7 protein-coding genes are annotated in these 18,666 nt (G+C 69.4%); 6 read left to right on the forward strand and 1 reads right to left on the reverse strand.

Going from position 1 to position 18,666, the window contains the following annotated elements; all coding sequences use genetic code 11:
- Positions 1-65: 65 nt before the first annotated feature.
- Entirely contained in the window at positions 66-2,096 is a 2,031-nt protein-coding gene (locus tag AB0B94_RS12245; protein ID WP_357273556.1) for a tachylectin-related carbohydrate-binding protein, read from the reverse strand.
- A gap of 677 nt (positions 2,097-2,773) precedes the next feature.
- On the opposite strand from AB0B94_RS12245, the gene AB0B94_RS12250 reads away from it, so the two are divergent.
- From AB0B94_RS12250 to AB0B94_RS12275, 6 genes are all read left to right on the forward strand, one after another.
- On the forward strand, positions 2,774-12,646 hold the full coding sequence (locus AB0B94_RS12250) for a LamG-like jellyroll fold domain-containing protein (RefSeq protein WP_357273565.1): 9,873 nt from the start codon (positions 2,774-2,776) through the stop codon (positions 12,644-12,646).
- Positions 12,643-13,098, forward strand: coding sequence for a hypothetical protein (locus tag AB0B94_RS12255; protein ID WP_357273569.1), 456 nt, complete (start codon positions 12,643-12,645; stop codon positions 13,096-13,098). The genes AB0B94_RS12250 and AB0B94_RS12255 overlap by 4 nt, the downstream gene beginning before the upstream one ends.
- 175 nt (positions 13,099-13,273) lie before the next feature.
- Complete coding sequence (locus AB0B94_RS12260) at positions 13,274-15,574, forward strand: hypothetical protein (RefSeq protein WP_357273577.1); 2,301 nt, start codon at positions 13,274-13,276, stop codon at positions 15,572-15,574.
- Positions 15,575-15,659: 85 nt separating this feature from the next.
- Positions 15,660-16,403, forward strand: a complete 744-nt coding sequence (locus tag AB0B94_RS12265; RefSeq protein WP_357273586.1) for a winged helix-turn-helix domain-containing protein — start codon at positions 15,660-15,662, stop codon at positions 16,401-16,403.
- Between the two features lie 159 nt (positions 16,404-16,562).
- A complete protein-coding gene (locus AB0B94_RS12270; protein ID WP_357273601.1) occupies positions 16,563-17,510 on the forward strand; it encodes a cytochrome P450 in 948 nt (315 codons plus the stop codon).
- The gene (locus AB0B94_RS12275; protein ID WP_357273610.1) at positions 17,507-18,304 is read left to right on the forward strand and encodes an isocitrate lyase/phosphoenolpyruvate mutase family protein; all 798 of its coding nucleotides are present in this window, start codon (positions 17,507-17,509) and stop codon (positions 18,302-18,304) included. The genes AB0B94_RS12270 and AB0B94_RS12275 overlap by 4 nt, the downstream gene beginning before the upstream one ends.
- The last annotated feature ends 362 nt before the right edge of the window (positions 18,305-18,666 follow it).

An 18,666-nucleotide genomic window follows, 5' to 3' on the forward strand; every position in this document is an offset into this window, starting at 1 on the left:
CCGAGTGGACGAGCCCCGGCGGCCGTCGGGGCGTGTCGCCCCGACGGCCGCCGGCCCGATCCTGGTCAGTTGTCGCGCGGCTGCGGGATCTCCTGCCTGGTGAACGAGATGCCCGCGGCCGGGGCGGCCCGGGTGGCGAGCGAGGCAGCGGACTCGTCAGTGTCGTAGAGCCGAACCGAACCGTTGGCGGTCCGGCTCACGAAACCGAGTCGGAAACCATTGGAGTTCTGGAAGACGAATGCCGTCGGGTCGGTCGGATAGGTCTCGTCCGCTACCGTCGCCGTGGCCCAGTTGCCCCAGGCGGTGGAGCCCGCGGCGGTCTGTCGGCTGTGTTGGATGGTGTCGTCGGCCGTGCGGGTGAACACCGAGACACGGCCGGTGTTGGGGCTCAGGACCGCGGTCGGGGAGCCGACCGGCGTGATACCGCTGTCTCCCACCGCGTTCCAGGTGCCGGGCCAGCTGCCGTCGATGTTCTGCAACTGGCTCTTGACCGCTCCGTCGGTGTGCCGGGCGAACACCATCAGGCGACGGCCGGGCAGTGTCACCACGCTCGGCGTGTCCACGAAGCCCACGCCACCCAGCCCCGTCCAGGCGGAGGTCAGCGCGCCACCGGCGTACGTGGCGGCCTGCAGGGTGCCGGCCGCGTTGGCCACCAGGAGTGTTGCTGTGCCGTCCGCGCCCGGCACGGCGACCGGCGTACCGGTCAGACCGGCGCCACCGAGCGGCGTCCACGGGAACAGATCCCCGGCCGTGCCGTCCTGCCGGCGCTGCCACAGGGCGCCCTCGGCGTCCAGGGCGAAGACCGCGCGGGTGTCGTCGGAGAGCCGGACGGCCGTCGGTTCCGAGCGCATCGCCCCACCGAGGGCGAGCCACGGGTTCCAGTCCGGCATGGCCGGCGTCTTCTGGGTCAGCGAGCCCACGTTGCTTGTGGTCTCGTGGGCGACGATGCTGACTCGACTCTGGGCGTCCGAGACCAGCGACGGCTTGCCGGTGTACGCCTCGGTGCCGGGCACCGGCGACCACTGGATCGAGTACAGCGAGTCCGGGTTCGCGCGTCCGTGCCGCAGTTGACCGATGTTGTCGGTGTAGGCGATCTCGAGGCTGCCGAGCGCGGTGCCGGCGGCCGGGGCCTGCACGACAGCCAACGGGGCGTTCTGCCGCGCCGGAGTGGCGGGCAGCGCGGGGCCGGTGATCGCCCCCTGCCGGCAGGTGTTGGTGGTGGTGAGGACGTTCGGGAAGCCGGCCCATCCGGTGCCGATCTTGTCACTGGTCAGCGCCCAGGACAGGTTGTCCTCGCGGAAGCGGTACTGGAGCAGATTACCGGCGCTGTCGATGCCGAAGAGCGTGTCCCCGCCGGCGGAGAAGAGCCCCTTGGTGAATGTCTGCCAGCCGCTCGGGCCGACCAGGCGGTCACGGAGAATCCAGCGTTGGCTCGCCGGGTCGAACCGGTGTCGGTAGAGCTTGCCGTCTGACGTTCGGCCGTAGAGGGTGCCCGGGGCGCCGGCCACGATCAGGTTGTACCGGTCCCAGCCGGTGTCGATGACGCGGGCGTCGATGGTCCATTTCCGCGTCGACTCGTTGAACCGGTACCAGCGCAGTTTGCCCTGGGCGTCGACGGCGTAGAAGTCGCCGATCTGGTCCACAGTGATCTTGTCGCGGAAGTTGGCCGTCGCGTAGTTCGTGAAGCTCGTACTGATGATCCAACTCTGCTTGCCGTCGACGGGTTCCCAGTCGCTGCCCGTCCATCGGTAGCGGTTGAGCCCGGTCGAGTTGATGCCGTAGACCCGCCCGTCCGGCCCACCCAGCAGGCGGCCGAACGTCTGCCAGCCGGCAGGCCCGACAGTGGTGGCGGCGGTGAAGACGCCGCCGTCCCGCCCGGGGGTGCTGTACTGGCGACGGGAGAGCGTCCCGGTCGTTGCCGAGTTGAAGAACGCCGCCGCTCCGGTGCAGCTGAAGGCGTCGGTCGCCGCCTGCGCGGCAGACGCGGGCAGCGGTGCCACGAGGCCGGCAGCGCCGATGAGCGCTGCGGCGGTCAATGCCAGCGATCGACGCCGAGAATACGTCCGTGCTGTGGACTCTTTGGTCAACTGGGACACGTCTGTGCCATCCTCCCCCGAGAACAATAAGAAGACCGTGGTGAATCAATTTCCGTGCAATAAATGGCAATTTGACAATGGATTCACTGCGTTCGGCGCATGACTCATCCGCCACGGTCGCGGCCCATCATGCACGAGCATGCGTCGCCTGCCAAGCGCGGAAACTCGGTCCGGCTCGGGGGTTCCGAAAGCATCCACGATGGATGGTCGGGAGCGGGTCGGAGCAAGGAGCAAACGGACCTAAGCCTTCAAATACCCGAACTCTTGACGGAACGTAATCGCGCCAGGTCATAGCGCTGATCAACGCTCCCCCCACCACTGTGGCTTGACAGCCGATCGAGCGTGCTGCAACCTACAGCGGCATATCGATGAGTAGCAGCACACGGGGGTGTGAAGCTGTGACCGCTGACGTGGCGGCATTCTGTCGTGCCGAGGCAATATTGGTTTTGTTGGGCGATCCGCTCCGGCGTGAACTCCGTCCACCCGAGTCGCCTCTCCGCATCTCCTGAGATTTCCGTCGACCGATGCGTCGACGCCGCAACGCCGTGCCTGTGAAGAGGTAACGGCGATCACACACCCGGCTTTGTGGGGCCTTCACAGGTCTCGCGCGGCCCCCGCGTGCCTGTCTCCGCCTCTCAGCTCTCCGCCTCTCAGCCGTCCTCGATCCAGGGGTGACCATGTCCTTCAGCATTCGCCGTCTGCCCGACCCGCGCGGTCGGCTGACCGACCTGCGTGGTCGGCTACCCCGGCACCGTTCGATGTTCGGCTCCGGCACCACCCGGTCGGTCCTGGCCGCAGCCCTGGCTGGCGTGCTGATGCTCAACCTGGGCGGCAGCGGGGTGACGGCGCTTCCGGCGGGCGGTGCCCGCGACCGCGACGGTGTGGCCTCCGCCGGTCGGGGCGGCGGCGGCGCGAAGCCGAACCAGGCATGGGGTTCGGCGGCCGGCAGGGCGCACGTGACACCCGGACGCCCCAACCGTGACCTGCCGAAGTCGCTGCGCGGGCAGTACCCGCTGCACAAGCTCGCCGACAAGCCCGCCCCGGGGCGCAACAAGGCGTCCGTGGCGACCGCACCCGTCGACGACACCCCAGGCTTCGACAAGCGAACCAGCCGGGAACGACCGGCCGAGCGCGGTGTCGACCAGCGGGTCTTCGACAACGCCGACGGCACCCAGACCACCGAGTTCTCCTCCGCCCCCATCAACTACCGCAAGCCGGACGGCACCTGGGCGCCCATCGACCACACCCTGGTGCCCGTCACCGACGGATGGGGGACGGCCGCCGACTCGGTCGGCCTGCACCTCGCCGGGAACGGAGCCGCGAGCCAGGTGGCCCGGGTGAGCTTCGACGGTGACACGGAGTTCGGCTTCGGTATGGCCGAGTCGACCAACGCGCCCGGCCGGGTGAACGGGAACGCCGTCACCTACCCCGGCGTACGCCCCGACGTCGACCTGCGCCTGGAGCCCCGGGCCGGCGGCGTGAAGGAAACCCTGGTCCTGCACTCGGCCAAGGCGCCCGCCTCGTTCGTGTTCCCGTTGAACCTGCGCAACCTCACCGCGAAGCTGGTCGACGGTCAGGTCGTCCTCAGTGATCGGCAAGGGCGTCAGCGCGGGATCATCCCCCCGGGTTACATGGTGGACGCCGGCACCGGCGCGGCCGGTCCCGCCACCTCCACCAAGGTCGCGTACGAGCTGGTCACCACGGGTGGGCAGACGGCGCTGAAGGTCACCCCCGACCGGGCCTGGCTGACCGACCCGGCCCGGCGGTACCCGGTCGAGGTCGACCCGACCGTCGGCCCTCCGGTCGACGCCGTGAAGTCCGACAGCAGCATGTACGTGCACCGAGACGGCTCCATCTCGGGTAAGGACGAGTTGCTCGTCGGTCGCACCGGTGATTCCAACGCGGCGGCCTACCTCAAGTTCGGTGACCTGGTCAGCCGACTCCAGAACCACACCATTCACGGCGCGGCGCTCTCGGTAGTCAACTTCGACGCGCGCTCCTGCAAGGCGCGCGCGGTCAGCGTCCACCCGGTGACCGGGTCGTGGTCGGCCGGCACCGGCTACTCGTACCCGGGGCCGGCGGTGGGTGGCGCGCTGGTCAGCCGCTCGTTCGCCCACGGGTACATCGCTCTGGGCCAGTCCCAGTCCGCCTGCCCGGCAGCCGGGGAGATGTTCGACCTCGGCGTCGGCGGCCGTAACCTCGTGCAGCGCTGGGCCAACGGCCAGCAGGCCAACAACGGTCTCTCGCTGCGCGCGTCCACCACTGACACCTCGGCGTGGAAGAAGTTCGCCGGTACCGGCACCGCCAACCCGCCGGCGCTCTACGTCACGCACAGCCCGTACAACGCCGGGTACGCGATCCCGAAGCCCACTCCGGAGCCGGCCGTCCTGCGTAACCAGGACGGCAAGGTGAAGGTGACGGTCACCAACCTCGGTGCCGAGGCGTGGACGCCGGCCAACTACTACCTGGCGTACCGGGTCTACAACGCGCAGACCGGCGCGGCGGTGACCCAGCAGCGGGCGGCCAACCTGCCCTCCACCCTGGCCCGTGGCGCGAAGGTCACCCTCGACGCGACGGTCAAGCGATTGGAGCCCGGCTCCTACTTCCTCGACTTCACCATGGTGCGCACCGGTGGAGCGGTCTTCACCGACCACCAGGTGCCACCCGGTCGGATCGTGCTCCAGGTGTTCGACGTTCCGCCAGTCGTGCAGGAGCTCTACCCGGAGAACGGGTACCAGGCCCCGACGCTCACCCCGTTGCTCTGGGCCCGGGCCGTGGACACCGACGCCGCACCCGGTGCCAACTTGTCCTTCAAGTTCGAGATCTGCGACCAGACCGACGCCGGTACGGCGACCAACTGCACCAGCTCCGGCTACCAGGCCAAGCAGTCCTGGGTGGTGCCCGCCGGCCGGATGGTCTGGGGCAAGAGTTACCTGTGGCGCTCCTTCGTCAAGGACAGCGCCAACGAGGTCATCTCGCCGTACTCGACAATGCTCAGCTCGGTGCCACAACCGGATCTGTTGTCCCGGCTCGCCACCTCGCCCAGCGCCGATCAGGGCCGCGAGTTCGACGCTCAGACCGGCAACTTCGCCACCTCCGCCGTGGACGCCACGGTGGTCACCGTCGGGCCGGAGCTGAACCTGGTCCGCACCTACAACAGCCTCGACCCCCGCACGACAGGCGTCTTCGGCGCCGGCTGGTCCAGCCGGTACGACATGACGTTGGTTCCCGACAACGACGGCACCGGCAACGTGGTGGTCCGCTACCCGGACGGTCAGGAGGTGCGGTTCGGCAAGAACCCGGACGGCACGTACGCCCCGCCGCCGGGCCGGGTCGCGAAGCTCAGCGTCGACAGCAGCGCCTGGAAGCTTGTCGACCGTACCGGCAGCATCTACCAGTTCTCCCTTCTCTACAAACTCCAGAAGATCACCGACAACGCCGGGCACTCGGTCAACCTGACCCTCGACCCGATGACCGGCAAGCTCGCCCGGGCCCAGGTCTCCAACAGCCAGACCAACACCGCCGGGCGTTCGCTGACCTTCACCTGGAACGGCAACCGCATCGCCACGGTCAGCACCGACCAGGTCAACGGCGCGAAGCTGACCTGGAACTACACCTACGAGGGTGACCTGCTGACCAAGGTCTGCGGCCCGGAGTCCGCCTGCACCAACTACGCCTACGCGGCCGGTTCGCACTACCGCACCGCCGTTCTCGACGCCAAGCCCGACTCGTACTACCACCTCGGCGAGGCCGAGGGCACCGGCGCGGCCAGCGACGTGGCGATCAACCTGGGCAAGGACGCCGGCACGTACCGCAACAACGTCACCCTGGGCCAGCCCGGCGTGCTGGAGGGCACCAGTGGCACCGCCGCGGCCTTCAACGGCACCTCGGCCTACCTCGAACTGCCCAAGGGGCTGGTCAAGAAGAGCCGGGACGTCTCCGTCGAACTGTGGTTCAAGATCGGTCTGACGCAGACCGGTGGCCCGCTCATCGGCTACCAGGACAAGGCCGTCGGCACCACGGCGACCAGCGGTGCCCCGCTGCTCTACACCGACGCGAACGGCCTGCTTCGCGGCCAGTTCGCCAACGGCACGATCGCACCGTTCACCTCGGGCAAGACCGTCAACGACAACAAGTGGCACCACGTGGTGCTGTCCGCCATGGCCAACACCCAGACCATGTACCTCGACGGTGAGAAGGTCCCCACCCCGTCCGGGCAGACCGGACAGCCGATCGAACACTCGCTGCTGACGTTCAACCAGGTCGGCCTGGCGTCGACCACCACGCCCAACTCCTGGCCGTCCTGGGGGACCGCCGCCCAACGGTACTTCGCCGGCACCATCGACGAGGTCGCCGTCTACTCCCACCCGATCGGCCCGGACACGGCCAGGGCGCACTTCCAGTACGCGAAGCCGGCAGCCCAGCAGCTGACCCGGGTCACCCTGCCCAGCGGCCGGGTCGCCACCGAGGTCGAGTACGACACGGCCACCGACCGGGTCAAGGAGTACACCGACGACAACGGTGGCACCTGGAAGGTGGGTCAGCCCACCGTCTACGGCGGCGACACCGACCTGCGGCGCAGCGTCCAGGTCCTCGACCCGGCCAACCGCCCCTACCTGTACGAGTACGACGCGCTCGCTGGTCGACTGCTGCGCTCCGGCACCCCGCTCGGACTGGAGACCCGCGAGGAGGACCGCCCCGGGCAGACCAGCCCGACGCCGAGCCCGCCACCCACCGAGGTCTGCACCCAGCCCGACCCGAACGACCCGGCCTTCTGCACCGTGATCCCCGGCGACGCCGGTGGGCCGATCTTCGTGCGGCACCCGTTGGACGGCATGGCCATCCGCTCGTTCTCCTACAACGCGGACGGCCAGCAGAGCAAGGTCACCAACGAGAACGGTGACACGGTGGAGATGACGTACGACAGCAGGGGTCGTCTCGTCACCCGCAAGAGCTGCCGTACGTCCACCCAGTGCTTCACGAACTACTACACCTACCCGGCTTCCATCACCGACCCGTTCGACCCGCGCATCGACCTGGCGGTGGAGCAGCGCGACGGCCGTTCCAGCGGCCCGACCGACAACAAGTTCCGGACCACCTTCACGTACCGGGACCGCACCGGACAGCCCCTCACCCAGACCAACCCGGACGGCAGCCTGGTCACCCACACCTACACCAGCGGCGGCGAGGCCGGTGTCAACGGCATCCCCCCGCCCGGGTTGCTGGCCAGCAGCATCACCAACGGGCAGACCAAGCCCACCACCTACGCGTACTACGCCAACGGTGACCTGTACAAGGTGACCGAGCCGTCCGGGCTGGTGACCGAGTACACCTACGACGCGCTCGGCCGACGGATCACCGAGAAGGTCATCTCCGACACCTATCCCGCGGGCGTCACCACCACGATCACCTACGACGGGCATTCGCGGGTCGCCACCGTCACCGGCCCGGTCACCACCGACGCCGTCACCGGCAAGCAGCACCAGAGCCGAACCGTCAACGAGTACGACGCCGACGGCAACCCCACCAAGGTCACCGCCACCGACCTGCTCGGCGGTGACCCCGAGCGGGTCACCAGCACCGAGTACGACGACGAGGGACGGCCGGTCCGGGTCGTCGACCCGGAGGGCAACGAAACCAGCTACGGGTACGACAGGTTCGGCAACAAGACGACCATGACCGACGCCAACGGCAACCGCTACGACTGGGCGTACACCGCCCAGAACAAGGTGGCCGAGGTGCGGCTGCGGGACTGGCGCAGTGACCCGGCCGGCACCCCCGGCACCGGCACCGGCGACTACCTGGTCCTGCACTCCTACTCGTACGACTTCGCCGGGCGGCTGGCCAGCGACACCGACGCCATGGGTCGGCGACTGGAGTACAAGTACTACCGCGACGACCTGTTGGAGAAGATCACCCTCAAGGACTTCCGCAACCCCGACGGTTCCAAGCGGGACTACGTCGTGGAGGAGAACACCTACGACGGCGCCGGCAACGTGACCCGCAAGGTCGGGGCCAACGGCACCCAGATCACCGACTACAAGCCGGACGAGGCCGGCAAGGTGGCGAGCACCGTGCTGGACCCGGCGGGGGTGCGCCGGACCAACACCTTCACCTACGACTACAACGGCAACGTCAAGCAGACGGTCCGAACCGGGAACGCGTCGAACCTGAACTGGGAGGTACTGGCCACCTCCGAGGTCGTCGACTACACCTACGACGACGCCGGGAACGTCCTCACCGAGAAGGTCACCGCCGGCAGCAGCACCCGGGTGACCAGCTACACGTACGACAGGCGCGGCCTGCGTACCTCGGTCACCGACCCGCGTGGCAACGTGAGCGGCGCCGACAAGGCGAAGTACACCAGCACCTTCCGCTACGACGAACTGGGCCGGCAGGTCGGGCAGAGCGGCCCGACCGTCCTGGCCGAGAGCGACGGCAACGCGGCCGTCTCCACCACCCCGACCAGTTCGGTGGGCTACAACACCTTCGGTGAGCAGGTCGCGGTCAAGGACCCGCTCGGGCGGGTCTCCACCTCGGAGTACGACAAGCTCGGGCGGGTGGTGCGCAGCCTCGCGCCGATGTACCTCGCGCCCGGTGTGACCCAGCCGGTCACCCCGGAGCACAAGCGCCGCTACGACGCCCTGGGCAACGTGCTGGAGGAGACCGACCCGGCCGGCATCACCAACTACACGTACGACCAGCTCAACCGGTTGACCGTCCGGGACGAACCGTCGAAGACCAACGACGACCGCGCGCTCACCCGCTACACCTACACCCGTACCGGCGAGGTCCTCTCGGTCACCGGCCCGACCGGCGCCCGTGTCGAGGCGACCTACGACGACCTCGACCGGCAGGTCACCCAGACTGTCGTCGAGCGACGGCCGACCACCCGCAACCTGGTCAGCAAGCTCGCCTACGACGACGCGGGCAACCTGACCTCGTCGTCGTCCCCGACCGGGGCGACGACTGTCAACACCTTCAACGGGGCCGGCGACATCACCCGCAGCACCGCCCCGACCGGCGAGGCCATGATCTTCGGGTACGACTTCGCCGGCCGTCAGGTCCGGGTCTCCGACGGCCTCGGCCGCACCACCCGGGTCGGGTACGACCAGTTCGGCAACCGGGTCAGCACCCTGAACCTCAAGGCCGACGGCACGGTCCTGCGCACCCAGAGCTACGGCTACGACGTGGCCGGCAACATGACCTCGTCGAAGGACCCCTACAACACCGTCACCACCTACGAGTACGACGCGGCGGACCAGCTCGTCAAGCAGATCGAGCCGACCGACGCCGACCCGATCACCACCACGTTCGGGTACGACGCCGCCGGCAACCGGACCCGCTACACCGACGGCCGCAACAACTCCACCATCTACACGTACAACACCCTGGGGCTGCCGGAGTCGGCGATCGAGCCGTCCACGGCGAGCCACCCGACAGCTGCGGACCGGACCTGGACCGTCGCCTACGACGCCGACGGCAACGCGGTACGGCTCAGCGCCCCGGGTGGGGTGAGCCGCATGCGGACCTACGACGCGGCCGGCCGACTGACAGTGGAGACCGGTTCCGGGGGTGACACCCCGACCGCGACCCGAACCCTTGACTACGACCAGGACGGCCGGCTGAAGAGCGTCAACGCCCCCGGCGGCAGCAACACGTACAACTGGAACGACCGGGGTGGGCTGCTGTCCACCGCCGGCCCCTCCGGCACGGCGAGCTTCGACTACAACGACGACGGCCAGGTGACCAGCCGCACCGACCTGACCGGCACGGCCAGCTTCGGCTACGTCAAGGGTCGCCTCGACACACTCACCGACAGCATCACCGGCCAGCAGCAGAAGCTTGGCTACGACGCCGCCGGTGACGTCAAGACCGTCGACTACGGCGCCGGCCGCGTCCGCACCTTCGGCTACGACGACTACGGGCGGGTCGCCAGCGACGTGCTGCGCAACGCCGGTGGTCAGACGGTGGCCTCAGTCACCTACGGGTTCGACCTCAATGGCCACCTGACCAGCAAGAACACCACCGGCACCGCCGGGGCCGGCGCCAACACCTACGACTACGACAAGGCCGGCCGGCTGATCTCCTGGACCAGCCCGGCCGGGACCGTCACGTACGCCTGGGACGCCAGCGGCAACCGGGTTCGGGCCGGGTCCAAGACCGCGACCTTCGACGAACGCAACCGGCTGCTCTCCGACGGCGACTACACCTACGCGTACACCCCGCGGGGCACCCTGCGGACCCGCACCAGCTCGGGCCTGGCCGAACAGTTCTCGTTCGACGCCTTCGACCGGCTCACCGGGGCGCAGGACCAGACCTACAACTACGACGGCCTGGACCGGGTGGCGTCCCGTACCAACAACTCGTTCGTCTACGCCGGTCTCGGCGACGAGGTGGTGCACGACGGGTACGAGTACTACGGCCGCGGCCCGAACGACGAGTTGCTCGCCACCGTCCAGGGCGCCGACAAGCGGCTGTCGCTTACCGACGCCCACGGTGACGTGGTGGCGGCCATCAACCCGGCCGACACGCAACTGTCCACCCTGAACGACTCCACCGCGTACGACCCGTTCGGTAAGAAGGTGGCCAGCGCCGGCAGCACCAGCCGGCTGGGCTTCCAGGGGGACTGGACCGACCCGGACACCGGGCAGGTCGACATGGGCGCCCGCTGGTACCAGCCCGGCACCGGCACGTTCACCTCGCGCGACAGCGTCAACTACACCTCCGGCGACTCGATCCTGGCCAACCGCTACACCTACGGTGCTGGCGCCCCGCTGGACTTCGACGACCCGGACGGCCACTGGCCGCGCTGGATGAAGCGTGCCGCGAGCGCGGTGAGCAACACCGTCTCCAACGTCGTCAGTGGCGCGTACACGGCGTACAACTACGCCAGGAACTTCGTCTCGACTGTCGCTCACTACGCCTGGTCCGGTATCAAGGCGGTCGGCCGAGTGATCTCCAGCAGCGCGAAGTGGCTCGGCGAGAAGACGATGAGCGCCGTCCGGTACGTCGGCAGCAAGATCCAGTCCGGACTCAACCAGGTCGCCCGCGCCGCCGACTGGGCCAAACAGCAGGCCAAAATGGTCGCGCAACGCATCTACCAGGCAAAGGTCGCGGTGACCGCCGCCGCGAAGTCGGCTATCAAACAAGCTGTCAAGTTCACCAAGCTGGCGGTGATCCCTGCCCTCACGAAGCCGCTCATCACGCTCGGCAAGGTGGTGTCCACCGGCTTCAAGATGGCGGCGAGCGTCGTCGCGGTCACCACGATGGCCATCCAGGACCCCGCGAAGTTCAAACAGAACCTCTGGTTGGCGGCAGCACAGAAGTTGGCACCGCTCGTCGAGGGCGCCGAGAAGATGTGGGACAAGGCGACCCAGTTCGTCGAGGATCACGCCGCCGAAATCGCCGGCTTCGCCGTCGGCGCCGTCGTCGGCCTGGGCTGCGGCGCGGCGATCGGCTGGACCGGTGTCGGAGCGGTGGCCTGCGGGGCGCTCGCCGGCGCGGTCGGCTCGGCGGTCACCGGTTACATGGACGGCAAGCGTGGCTGGGACCTCGCTGGCGCCACCGCCATGGGCGGGCTCACCGGTGCCCTCGGTGGGGCGCTCGGCTCCATCGGCGGCCAGGCACTGGGTGCGGGCATTCGCGGGCTGAGCGGCGGGCTTCGGTCGGCCGGCAGTAAGGCGCTGAGCGCCGGCATGACCGAAGCACGCGCCATCGGTACCGGATCACGGGGAATCGGCAACAAGCTGCTCGGTAGGTGCCCCAACAGCTTTACCGGCGAGACCCGAGTGCTGATGGCTGATGGCAGCTGGAAACGGATCGATCAGGTAAGGGTCGGCGACTCGGTCGTTGCTGCGGATCCGACCACCGACCGGGTGCAGGCACGCGCGGTTACCGCGTTGATTACCGGGACGGGCGCGAAGGACCTCGTGCAGATCACCGTTGACGTGGACGGTGACGAGGGCAGTCGGACTGCGTCACTCACCGCGACGGATGGTCATCCATTCTGGGTGGCCGATCAAGAGCGTTGGGTGGACGCAAAGGACTTGCGTCCGGGCTATGAATTCGAGACAGCAGACCATCGACCCGCCACCGTTGAGGCCACTCGTCACTGGACAGAGCAGCGGCAGGTCTACAACCTAACCGTCGATGGCCTCCACACCTACTTCGTCGTTGCGGATGACGCAGCGTTACTCGTCCACAACGACCAATGCGGCCCAGGGGGCTATGTTGGCAAGCATCGATCACCTGAGCAGTCAACGAATAGCAACTACGAGGGCCGACACCAGGCAGAAGTCGATGATCTGGACCGGCCGTGGCGGGAGCGTGCGGCTCAGCGCGAAGCTCAGGTTGACAGGGTGGAGCAGGGGATGGAGTACGTCGGCCAGGTTGCCGAGACAGCAACAGGGGTCGATCTTCCGGACTCGGCCTCGGGCACTGACCCCTTTGTGGCTATCGGTATGAGCGGCTATGTAGTCTACATGGGCGTGAAGAGAATCGCCCTGAAGGCTCTCGATGCATGGCGAGGTAGGGGGACTTATCGATGACACGGCCAGCTACGTTGATTGGCGCTTATCTAACAAATTTGGCCCTCCGCAACATTGAGGAACGCGAGCGTTTCCGTGCCGAATTGAGCCGTACCGGGCAGATCGACGTGGACGGGGTCCTCCAAGCTGCGCTTCGGTTGATGATCGAGCGATGCATGGGATCCAGCCCCGGGTTCATGAAAATTGGAAAGAATGCTGTCCTGGCCTCAAGGATTTTTCCCAAAGGTGACGTGGTGCCGAGTGACGTCGAGCGGATCATCAGGTTTGCGCTCGGTGAGGCCGATGCCCTGGAGAGGCTCAAGCTCAAGAATCCAGAGCTCTTGAGGATGCTGACATTCGCCTCCCTCGCATGGATTCACAAGATTCCGGAGGTGGAGGTCGTGGAACTTGTCGATCGGGCCGAGCGCGAGGCATTCGAGGCGGGTTTTTCACCAACGCGCACGATCATCTAACCGACACTTGTTGAGTGGCTCGAGTGGTCGTTTGGTGGCAATCGTTCATGCGGCCGAGAAGATCCTAATTGTGTTCTATGGAGAGGTTAACGACGGGATGCCAATTCCAAGATGGAGTAGGGGTGGTTCCGCCTCGCTTGCGCGGCGCGCGATATCCGCCGGCGTGGCGGCGTTCTTGGCACTTGTTGCGGCGGTCTTTTGCGCCACGACCACCGCACATGCCGACGCGGCCGGCAGGGGTGGTGACTTCGTACCGATCGACAGCGTCCCCCTCCTGGACACCCGGGACGGCACCGGCGGCACGACTGGTGTTCGGGGCGCCAAGTCCGTCACCACGTTCAACGCCGTCGGCATCGCCGGTATCCCGACCAGCGGGGTCAGCGCGTTGATGGTCGACGTGACGGCGATCTACCCGACCGCCAACACGTTCCTGACCATCTACCCGGACCTGACCGACCCGAAGGCCTCGGCCATGAACGCCTCGATCGGTGAGGTCATGACCAACTCGGCGGTGGTCAAGCCGGGTACGAACGGCAAGCTGGCGGTGCGCAACGCGGGCGGCAACGTCCACATCAGAGTGGACGTGGTGGGCTACTTCACCACCGCCACCGGCAGCCTCGGCTCCGGTTTCGTGCCGGTGGACCACACCCGGGTGGTCGACACCCGGACCGGCCAGGGGATCACCGCCGGCACCATGCCCACCCGTGGCACGCGTACCGCAAACATCTACGGCGGTGGGCTGGTGCCCAGTTCCGCGACGGCGGTCATGCTGGACGTCGTGGTGATCGGCGCGACAGGCAACGGCTGGTTGACCGTCGGGTCGAGCACGGCCGCGGAGACCGGCATCGACTACGCCAAGGGCGCCACCTCGATGGGGATGGTCGTCAAACTGAACCCCGGTGCCAGCTCCGTGACGCTGGAGAACCGCGGGCCGGCAGTGCATGTGGCCATCACGGTCCAGGGCTACTGGACCGGCAGCCCGACCACCGGCGCCGGCCTGCGCATGGTTCCGGCGACCACCCTGTACGACAGCCGCTTCCCCAGCGGCGCCCAGCCGGTGCCCGCCTACGGCACTGTTGATGTCGCGGTAGCGGGCACCAACGGCCTGCCGACCCGTGGCATCGCGGCGGCCGTCCTCAACGTGCACGCGGTCGCCCCGACGGTCGACGGGTTCTTCAACGTCACGCCCCTGGGCAGCGCCTTGAACGTTGCGTCGACGACGAACTTCCCCGCCGCGCACGTCGCCCGGTCCAGCATCGTGGTGACCAAGCTGGGCACCGAGGGGAAGGTCCAAATCAGGAACGCCAGCAGTGGGACCGTGCACATCGTGGTCGACCTGCAGGGCTGGTACGCCGACCCGATGCCGTTCCTGCCGACCGAGTCCTTCTCCCGCTCGACGGCTTTGCAGGGGGAACCGAGCGACGGCAGCTCGCTCGGGGTCATCGTCTACGCCCACACCGACAACACCGGGCAGGTCCGGGTCGTCCACCAGCAGAACCCGGACGATTTCAGCAGCGTCCAGCACGTTCCCCAGTTCGGTGCGGAGGCGTTCACCGGGCAACCCGCGTTGAACGTGCAGAGCGGCACCAAGCAGGTGCAGATCAGCGCCCTGCACACCGCCGGCACCGTGTGGACCGGTGCCCAGACGGCGGCGAACGCCGCGACCTGGGCAACGACCGGGAACCTGGGCGGCACCATGGTGGGCCGGCCTGCCACGGTCACCCTCGCCGACGGCACCAGCGTTATCTTCGCCGTGGACGTCGATGGTCGCCTGTGGCACTACCGCCAGAGCGGGACGGGTGCGTCGTGGAAGAGCCTCGGTGACGTCGACCTTACCGGTGGGGTCACTGTGGTGAAGGTCGACGCCGGTGTCCGGCTGGTTGCCACCACGATGACCGGGACCATCAAGACCGCGCTCTACTCCACCGACGGCACCCTCGGCGCCTGGGTCGACCTGGGCGGGAACGTGACCGGTGTGCCGGCTGCCTTCCTCAATCAGGGCTACCGCACCGCCATGGTGGCTCGTGCGGCCGACGGTTCGCTGGTCATGAAGAAGCAGGAGCTGGGTGGGGCCTGGCCGACCACCTGGCAGACGGTGGGTACGTTCACCGCTGCCGGTTCCCCGGCCGCGATCCTCGACCCGGCTCTGGGTCGGATCGTTGTCGTCGCGCGGGGCGCCGACAACGAGATGTACCGGGTGTTCGAGACCGAGCAGGGCTCGGGCACCTTTGGTGAGTGGTTGCGCCTGTACGAGAACCCGGGCGACCCGAGCGCCGCCACGGCCGCCACCGATCCCACCATCGCGCCGATCCAGAACTCCGGCGGGCCCGGCTTCGTGGTGGTCTACCGCAACCGGAACAACACCACCATCGCGCTGGACCGGCGGTTCGCCGCCCCCGGAGGGATGGCGGCAGCGAAGGTCAGCCCGTCCGCGGTCAGCTTCGCCGCACACCTGATTCCGACGCCGAAGGGCTGAGCCTCCGGCACCACCAGCCCCGGGGGTCTTCGTCCACGTGACGGAGGCCCCCGGGGCGCTGTTCACCGGTACCTAGACTGGGGCGATGAGCGTTGGCACCGAGGGTCGGGGGATGGCCGAGCTGGCGGCCCTGCTGGCCGACGGCACCCGGGCCGGAATGTGCCTGGCGCTGCTCGACGGGCGGGCCTGGACCGCCGGCGAGCTGGCCCGGCGAGCCGGTGTCGCCCCGTCGACGGCCAGCGACCACCTCACCCGACTCGTCAGCGGTGGGCTGCTCGTCGAGGAACGGCAGGGCCGGCACCGCTACCTGCGGCTGGCCGGGCCGGCGGTGGCCCAACTGATCGAGGACCTGGCCGGGCACGCCCCGGCCGCGCCCGCACCGACCGGGTCGCTGCGCGCGGCAACCGCCACCGCCTCCCTGGCGTACGCAAGGACCTGCTACGACCACCTCGCCGGGCGGCTGGGCGTGCTGATGTACGACGCGCTGCTGGCCGAGCGGCGGCTCGACCGGTCCAGCGGGTTGGCGCTCACCCCCGACGGGTGGGCCTGGGCGGCCGGGTTGGGCGTACCCGTGGACGTGCTGCGCGCCGCCCGCCGCCCGGTGGTCCGCGACTGCCTGGACTGGACCGAACGTCGCCCGCACCTGGCCGGGGCGCTCGGCGCGGCGCTCTGCCGCCGCTTCACCGACCTCGGCTGGATCAGCCAGGGCACCGGCCGCGCCGTCCGTCTCACTCCCACCGGTCGTCAGGGCCTGGCCACGGCTCTGTCCATCCCCGAACACACCCTCGACCCGCCGGTGGCCTCGCCGCCCACGAGCGGCCGCGCCTGACCGGCGAGCAGCGGGGGACCGGGGCGGGATCGTTCGGTGTGGGGCGAACGGTTCGCGCCCTACGGTCGGGCGGTGACTGACAAATGGCCTGTCATTGCGCCTGCCCCGGGAACACCGGCGTGTGGGCCGCCCTCGTTCGATGCGGAGCGCGGTTGGTGGGTGACCCGGCACGCCGACGTGCGCGCGGCGCTGACCGACAGGGCGTTCCAGGTGCCGGCCGTGGACACCGGTCGGCCCGGCACCCTCGCCTGGCTGCGTGCCACCGTCAGCCGGTTCAGTTCACAGCGACGGCACGCCGACCGTCGGGCGGTCGCGGTGGGCGCGCTGGCCCCGCTGGCCCCGGACGACCTGCGACTGGACGCGGCACGGCTGACCGTGGCCATTCTCGACCGCGCCGGTGACCACGTCGACGTGATGCGGGCACTGGCCCGGCCGGTGCCGCTGCGGGCGTTGGCCGATCGCCTCGGTTTCGCTGATCCGGTAGCCGCCGGGACGGCGGTCGCTGTCGTCGCGGCGGCGTACCACCCGGGGGTGGACCCGGCGTCGACGGCGCGGGCCGACCGGGCGGTGGCGGTGCTGCTGGCGCTCACGCCGCAGGGTCCGCCGGAGGTACGGGCGAACCTGATCGGTCTGCTGGTCCAGGCGTGCGACGCGACCGCCGGCCTGATCGGGGCCGCCGCCCGGCACCTGCTGCCCCCTGCCGGCCCGCTAGCGCCAGCCACGGCACGGACCGCCGACCTGCTGGGCGAGGTGCTGCGCCTCGACCCACCGGTCCGGGCCACCCGACGGGTCACCGTCGACGAGGTACGGCTGGGCGGGCGGGATCTGCCGGCCGGAAGCCCGGTGCTGCTGCGCTTCGACGCGGCCAACCGCGACCCGCAGGCGTTCACCGAGCCCACCACGTTCCAGCCCGGTCGGCCCGGTGCCGGGCTGTTGACCTTCGGGACGGGGGAGCGGGGTTGCCCCGGCGACCGGCACGCCCTGGCGTTGGCCACCGGTGTGCTCGACGTGCTGCGGGAACGCTGCCGGCGCAACCCGACGCCGGTGCGCCACGCACCGCACCCGACACTGCGGGTGCCGACAACTCTGGAGGTGAGCGTCCGATGATGGACCGTCGTGCCGCGTTCCACGCCCTGCACCGCGCCGGGCGCCCTCTGCTGTTGCCCAACGCGTGGGACCACGCCTCGGCGGCGGCGCTCGCCGCGCGTGGACATCCGGCCATCGGCACCACAAGCCTCGGTGTCGCCGCGACCGCCGGCCTACCCGACGGCGTGGCGGCGACCGCAGCGGAAACCCTCGCCCTGGCCCGCCGGCTGGCTCGGCTGCCGGTGCTGCTCAGCGTGGACGTGGAGGCCGGGTTCAGCGACGACCCGGCGGAGGTGGCCGAGTACGTGGCGGAGTTGGCCGGGCTCGGCGTGGTCGGGATCAACCTGGAGGACGGGCGCGCCGACGGCACCCTCGCCGACACCGAGTCCACCGCAGCCAAGGTCGCGGCAGTGAAGGCGGCAGTGCCGGAGCTGTTCATCAACGCCCGCACCGACACCTGGTGGCTCGGGCTGGACGACCCGCTGCCGCAGACCCTCGTTCGTGCCCGTGCCTACCTGATGGCCGGCGCCGACGGGATCTTCGTGCCCGGGACCGTCGACCTGGCCACAGTGCGCGTCCTCACCGAGCGGATCGACGCTCCGGTGAACGCGCTGTACCAGCCGGGCGGTCCGGGGCTGGCTGAGTGGGGGACCGCCGGGGTGGCCCGGGTCAGCACCGGCTCGCTGCTGTTCCGGGCCGCGCTGGGTGCCGCGCTCGCCGCCGCCGACGCCGTCCGCCTCGGCGGGCCCGCAACACCGGCGGGGCTGCCCTCGTACGCCGAGGTGCAGGCCCTGGTGCCGGCGGGCGGTGACTGACGGTTGCGGCCGACGCTCGGCGGTCGATCAGTGGGTGCCGGGCAGGGCTCGGCCCGTGGGCGGGTGCGCGCGGCGGCCCGTGCGGGTGGGCCCGGTCGGGGCGGCCCGCACGGGGGCGGTCCGGTCGGGGGCGGCCCGTGCGGGTGGGCCCGGTCGGGGGCGGCCCGGTCGGGGGCGGCCCGTACGGGGGCGGCCCGCACGGGGCGGTCCGGTCGGGGGGGGGGGGGGTCTGGTCGGCGCTCGCCGTTGGGTGCCCGTGTGGGGGTCGGTGCCTTTGGAGCTGAATCGTTTGTGACATCACGTGCCCGCTCGCGCAGCCGGCGGCGGTGATTCGTTGACGACATCAGCTCCAAAGGCACCGA

Origin of the sequence: Micromonospora sp. NPDC048986, assembly GCF_040649335.1 — a bacterium.
Lineage (GTDB): Bacteria > Actinomycetota > Actinomycetes > Mycobacteriales > Micromonosporaceae > Micromonospora > Micromonospora alfalfae.

What these genes read in the sequence shown, in the direction of transcription:
- AB0B94_RS12250 (WP_357273565.1), top strand. Translation starts at nt 2,774, where the DNA reads ATGTCCTTCAGCATTCGCCGTCTGCCCGACCCGCGCGGTCGGCTGACC.
- AB0B94_RS12255 (WP_357273569.1), top strand. Translation starts at nt 12,643, where the DNA reads ATGACACGGCCAGCTACGTTGATTGGCGCTTATCTAACAAATTTGGCC.
- AB0B94_RS12265 (WP_357273586.1), top strand. Translation starts at nt 15,660, where the DNA reads ATGAGCGTTGGCACCGAGGGTCGGGGGATGGCCGAGCTGGCGGCCCTG.
- AB0B94_RS12275 (WP_357273610.1), top strand. Translation starts at nt 17,507, where the DNA reads ATGATGGACCGTCGTGCCGCGTTCCACGCCCTGCACCGCGCCGGGCGC.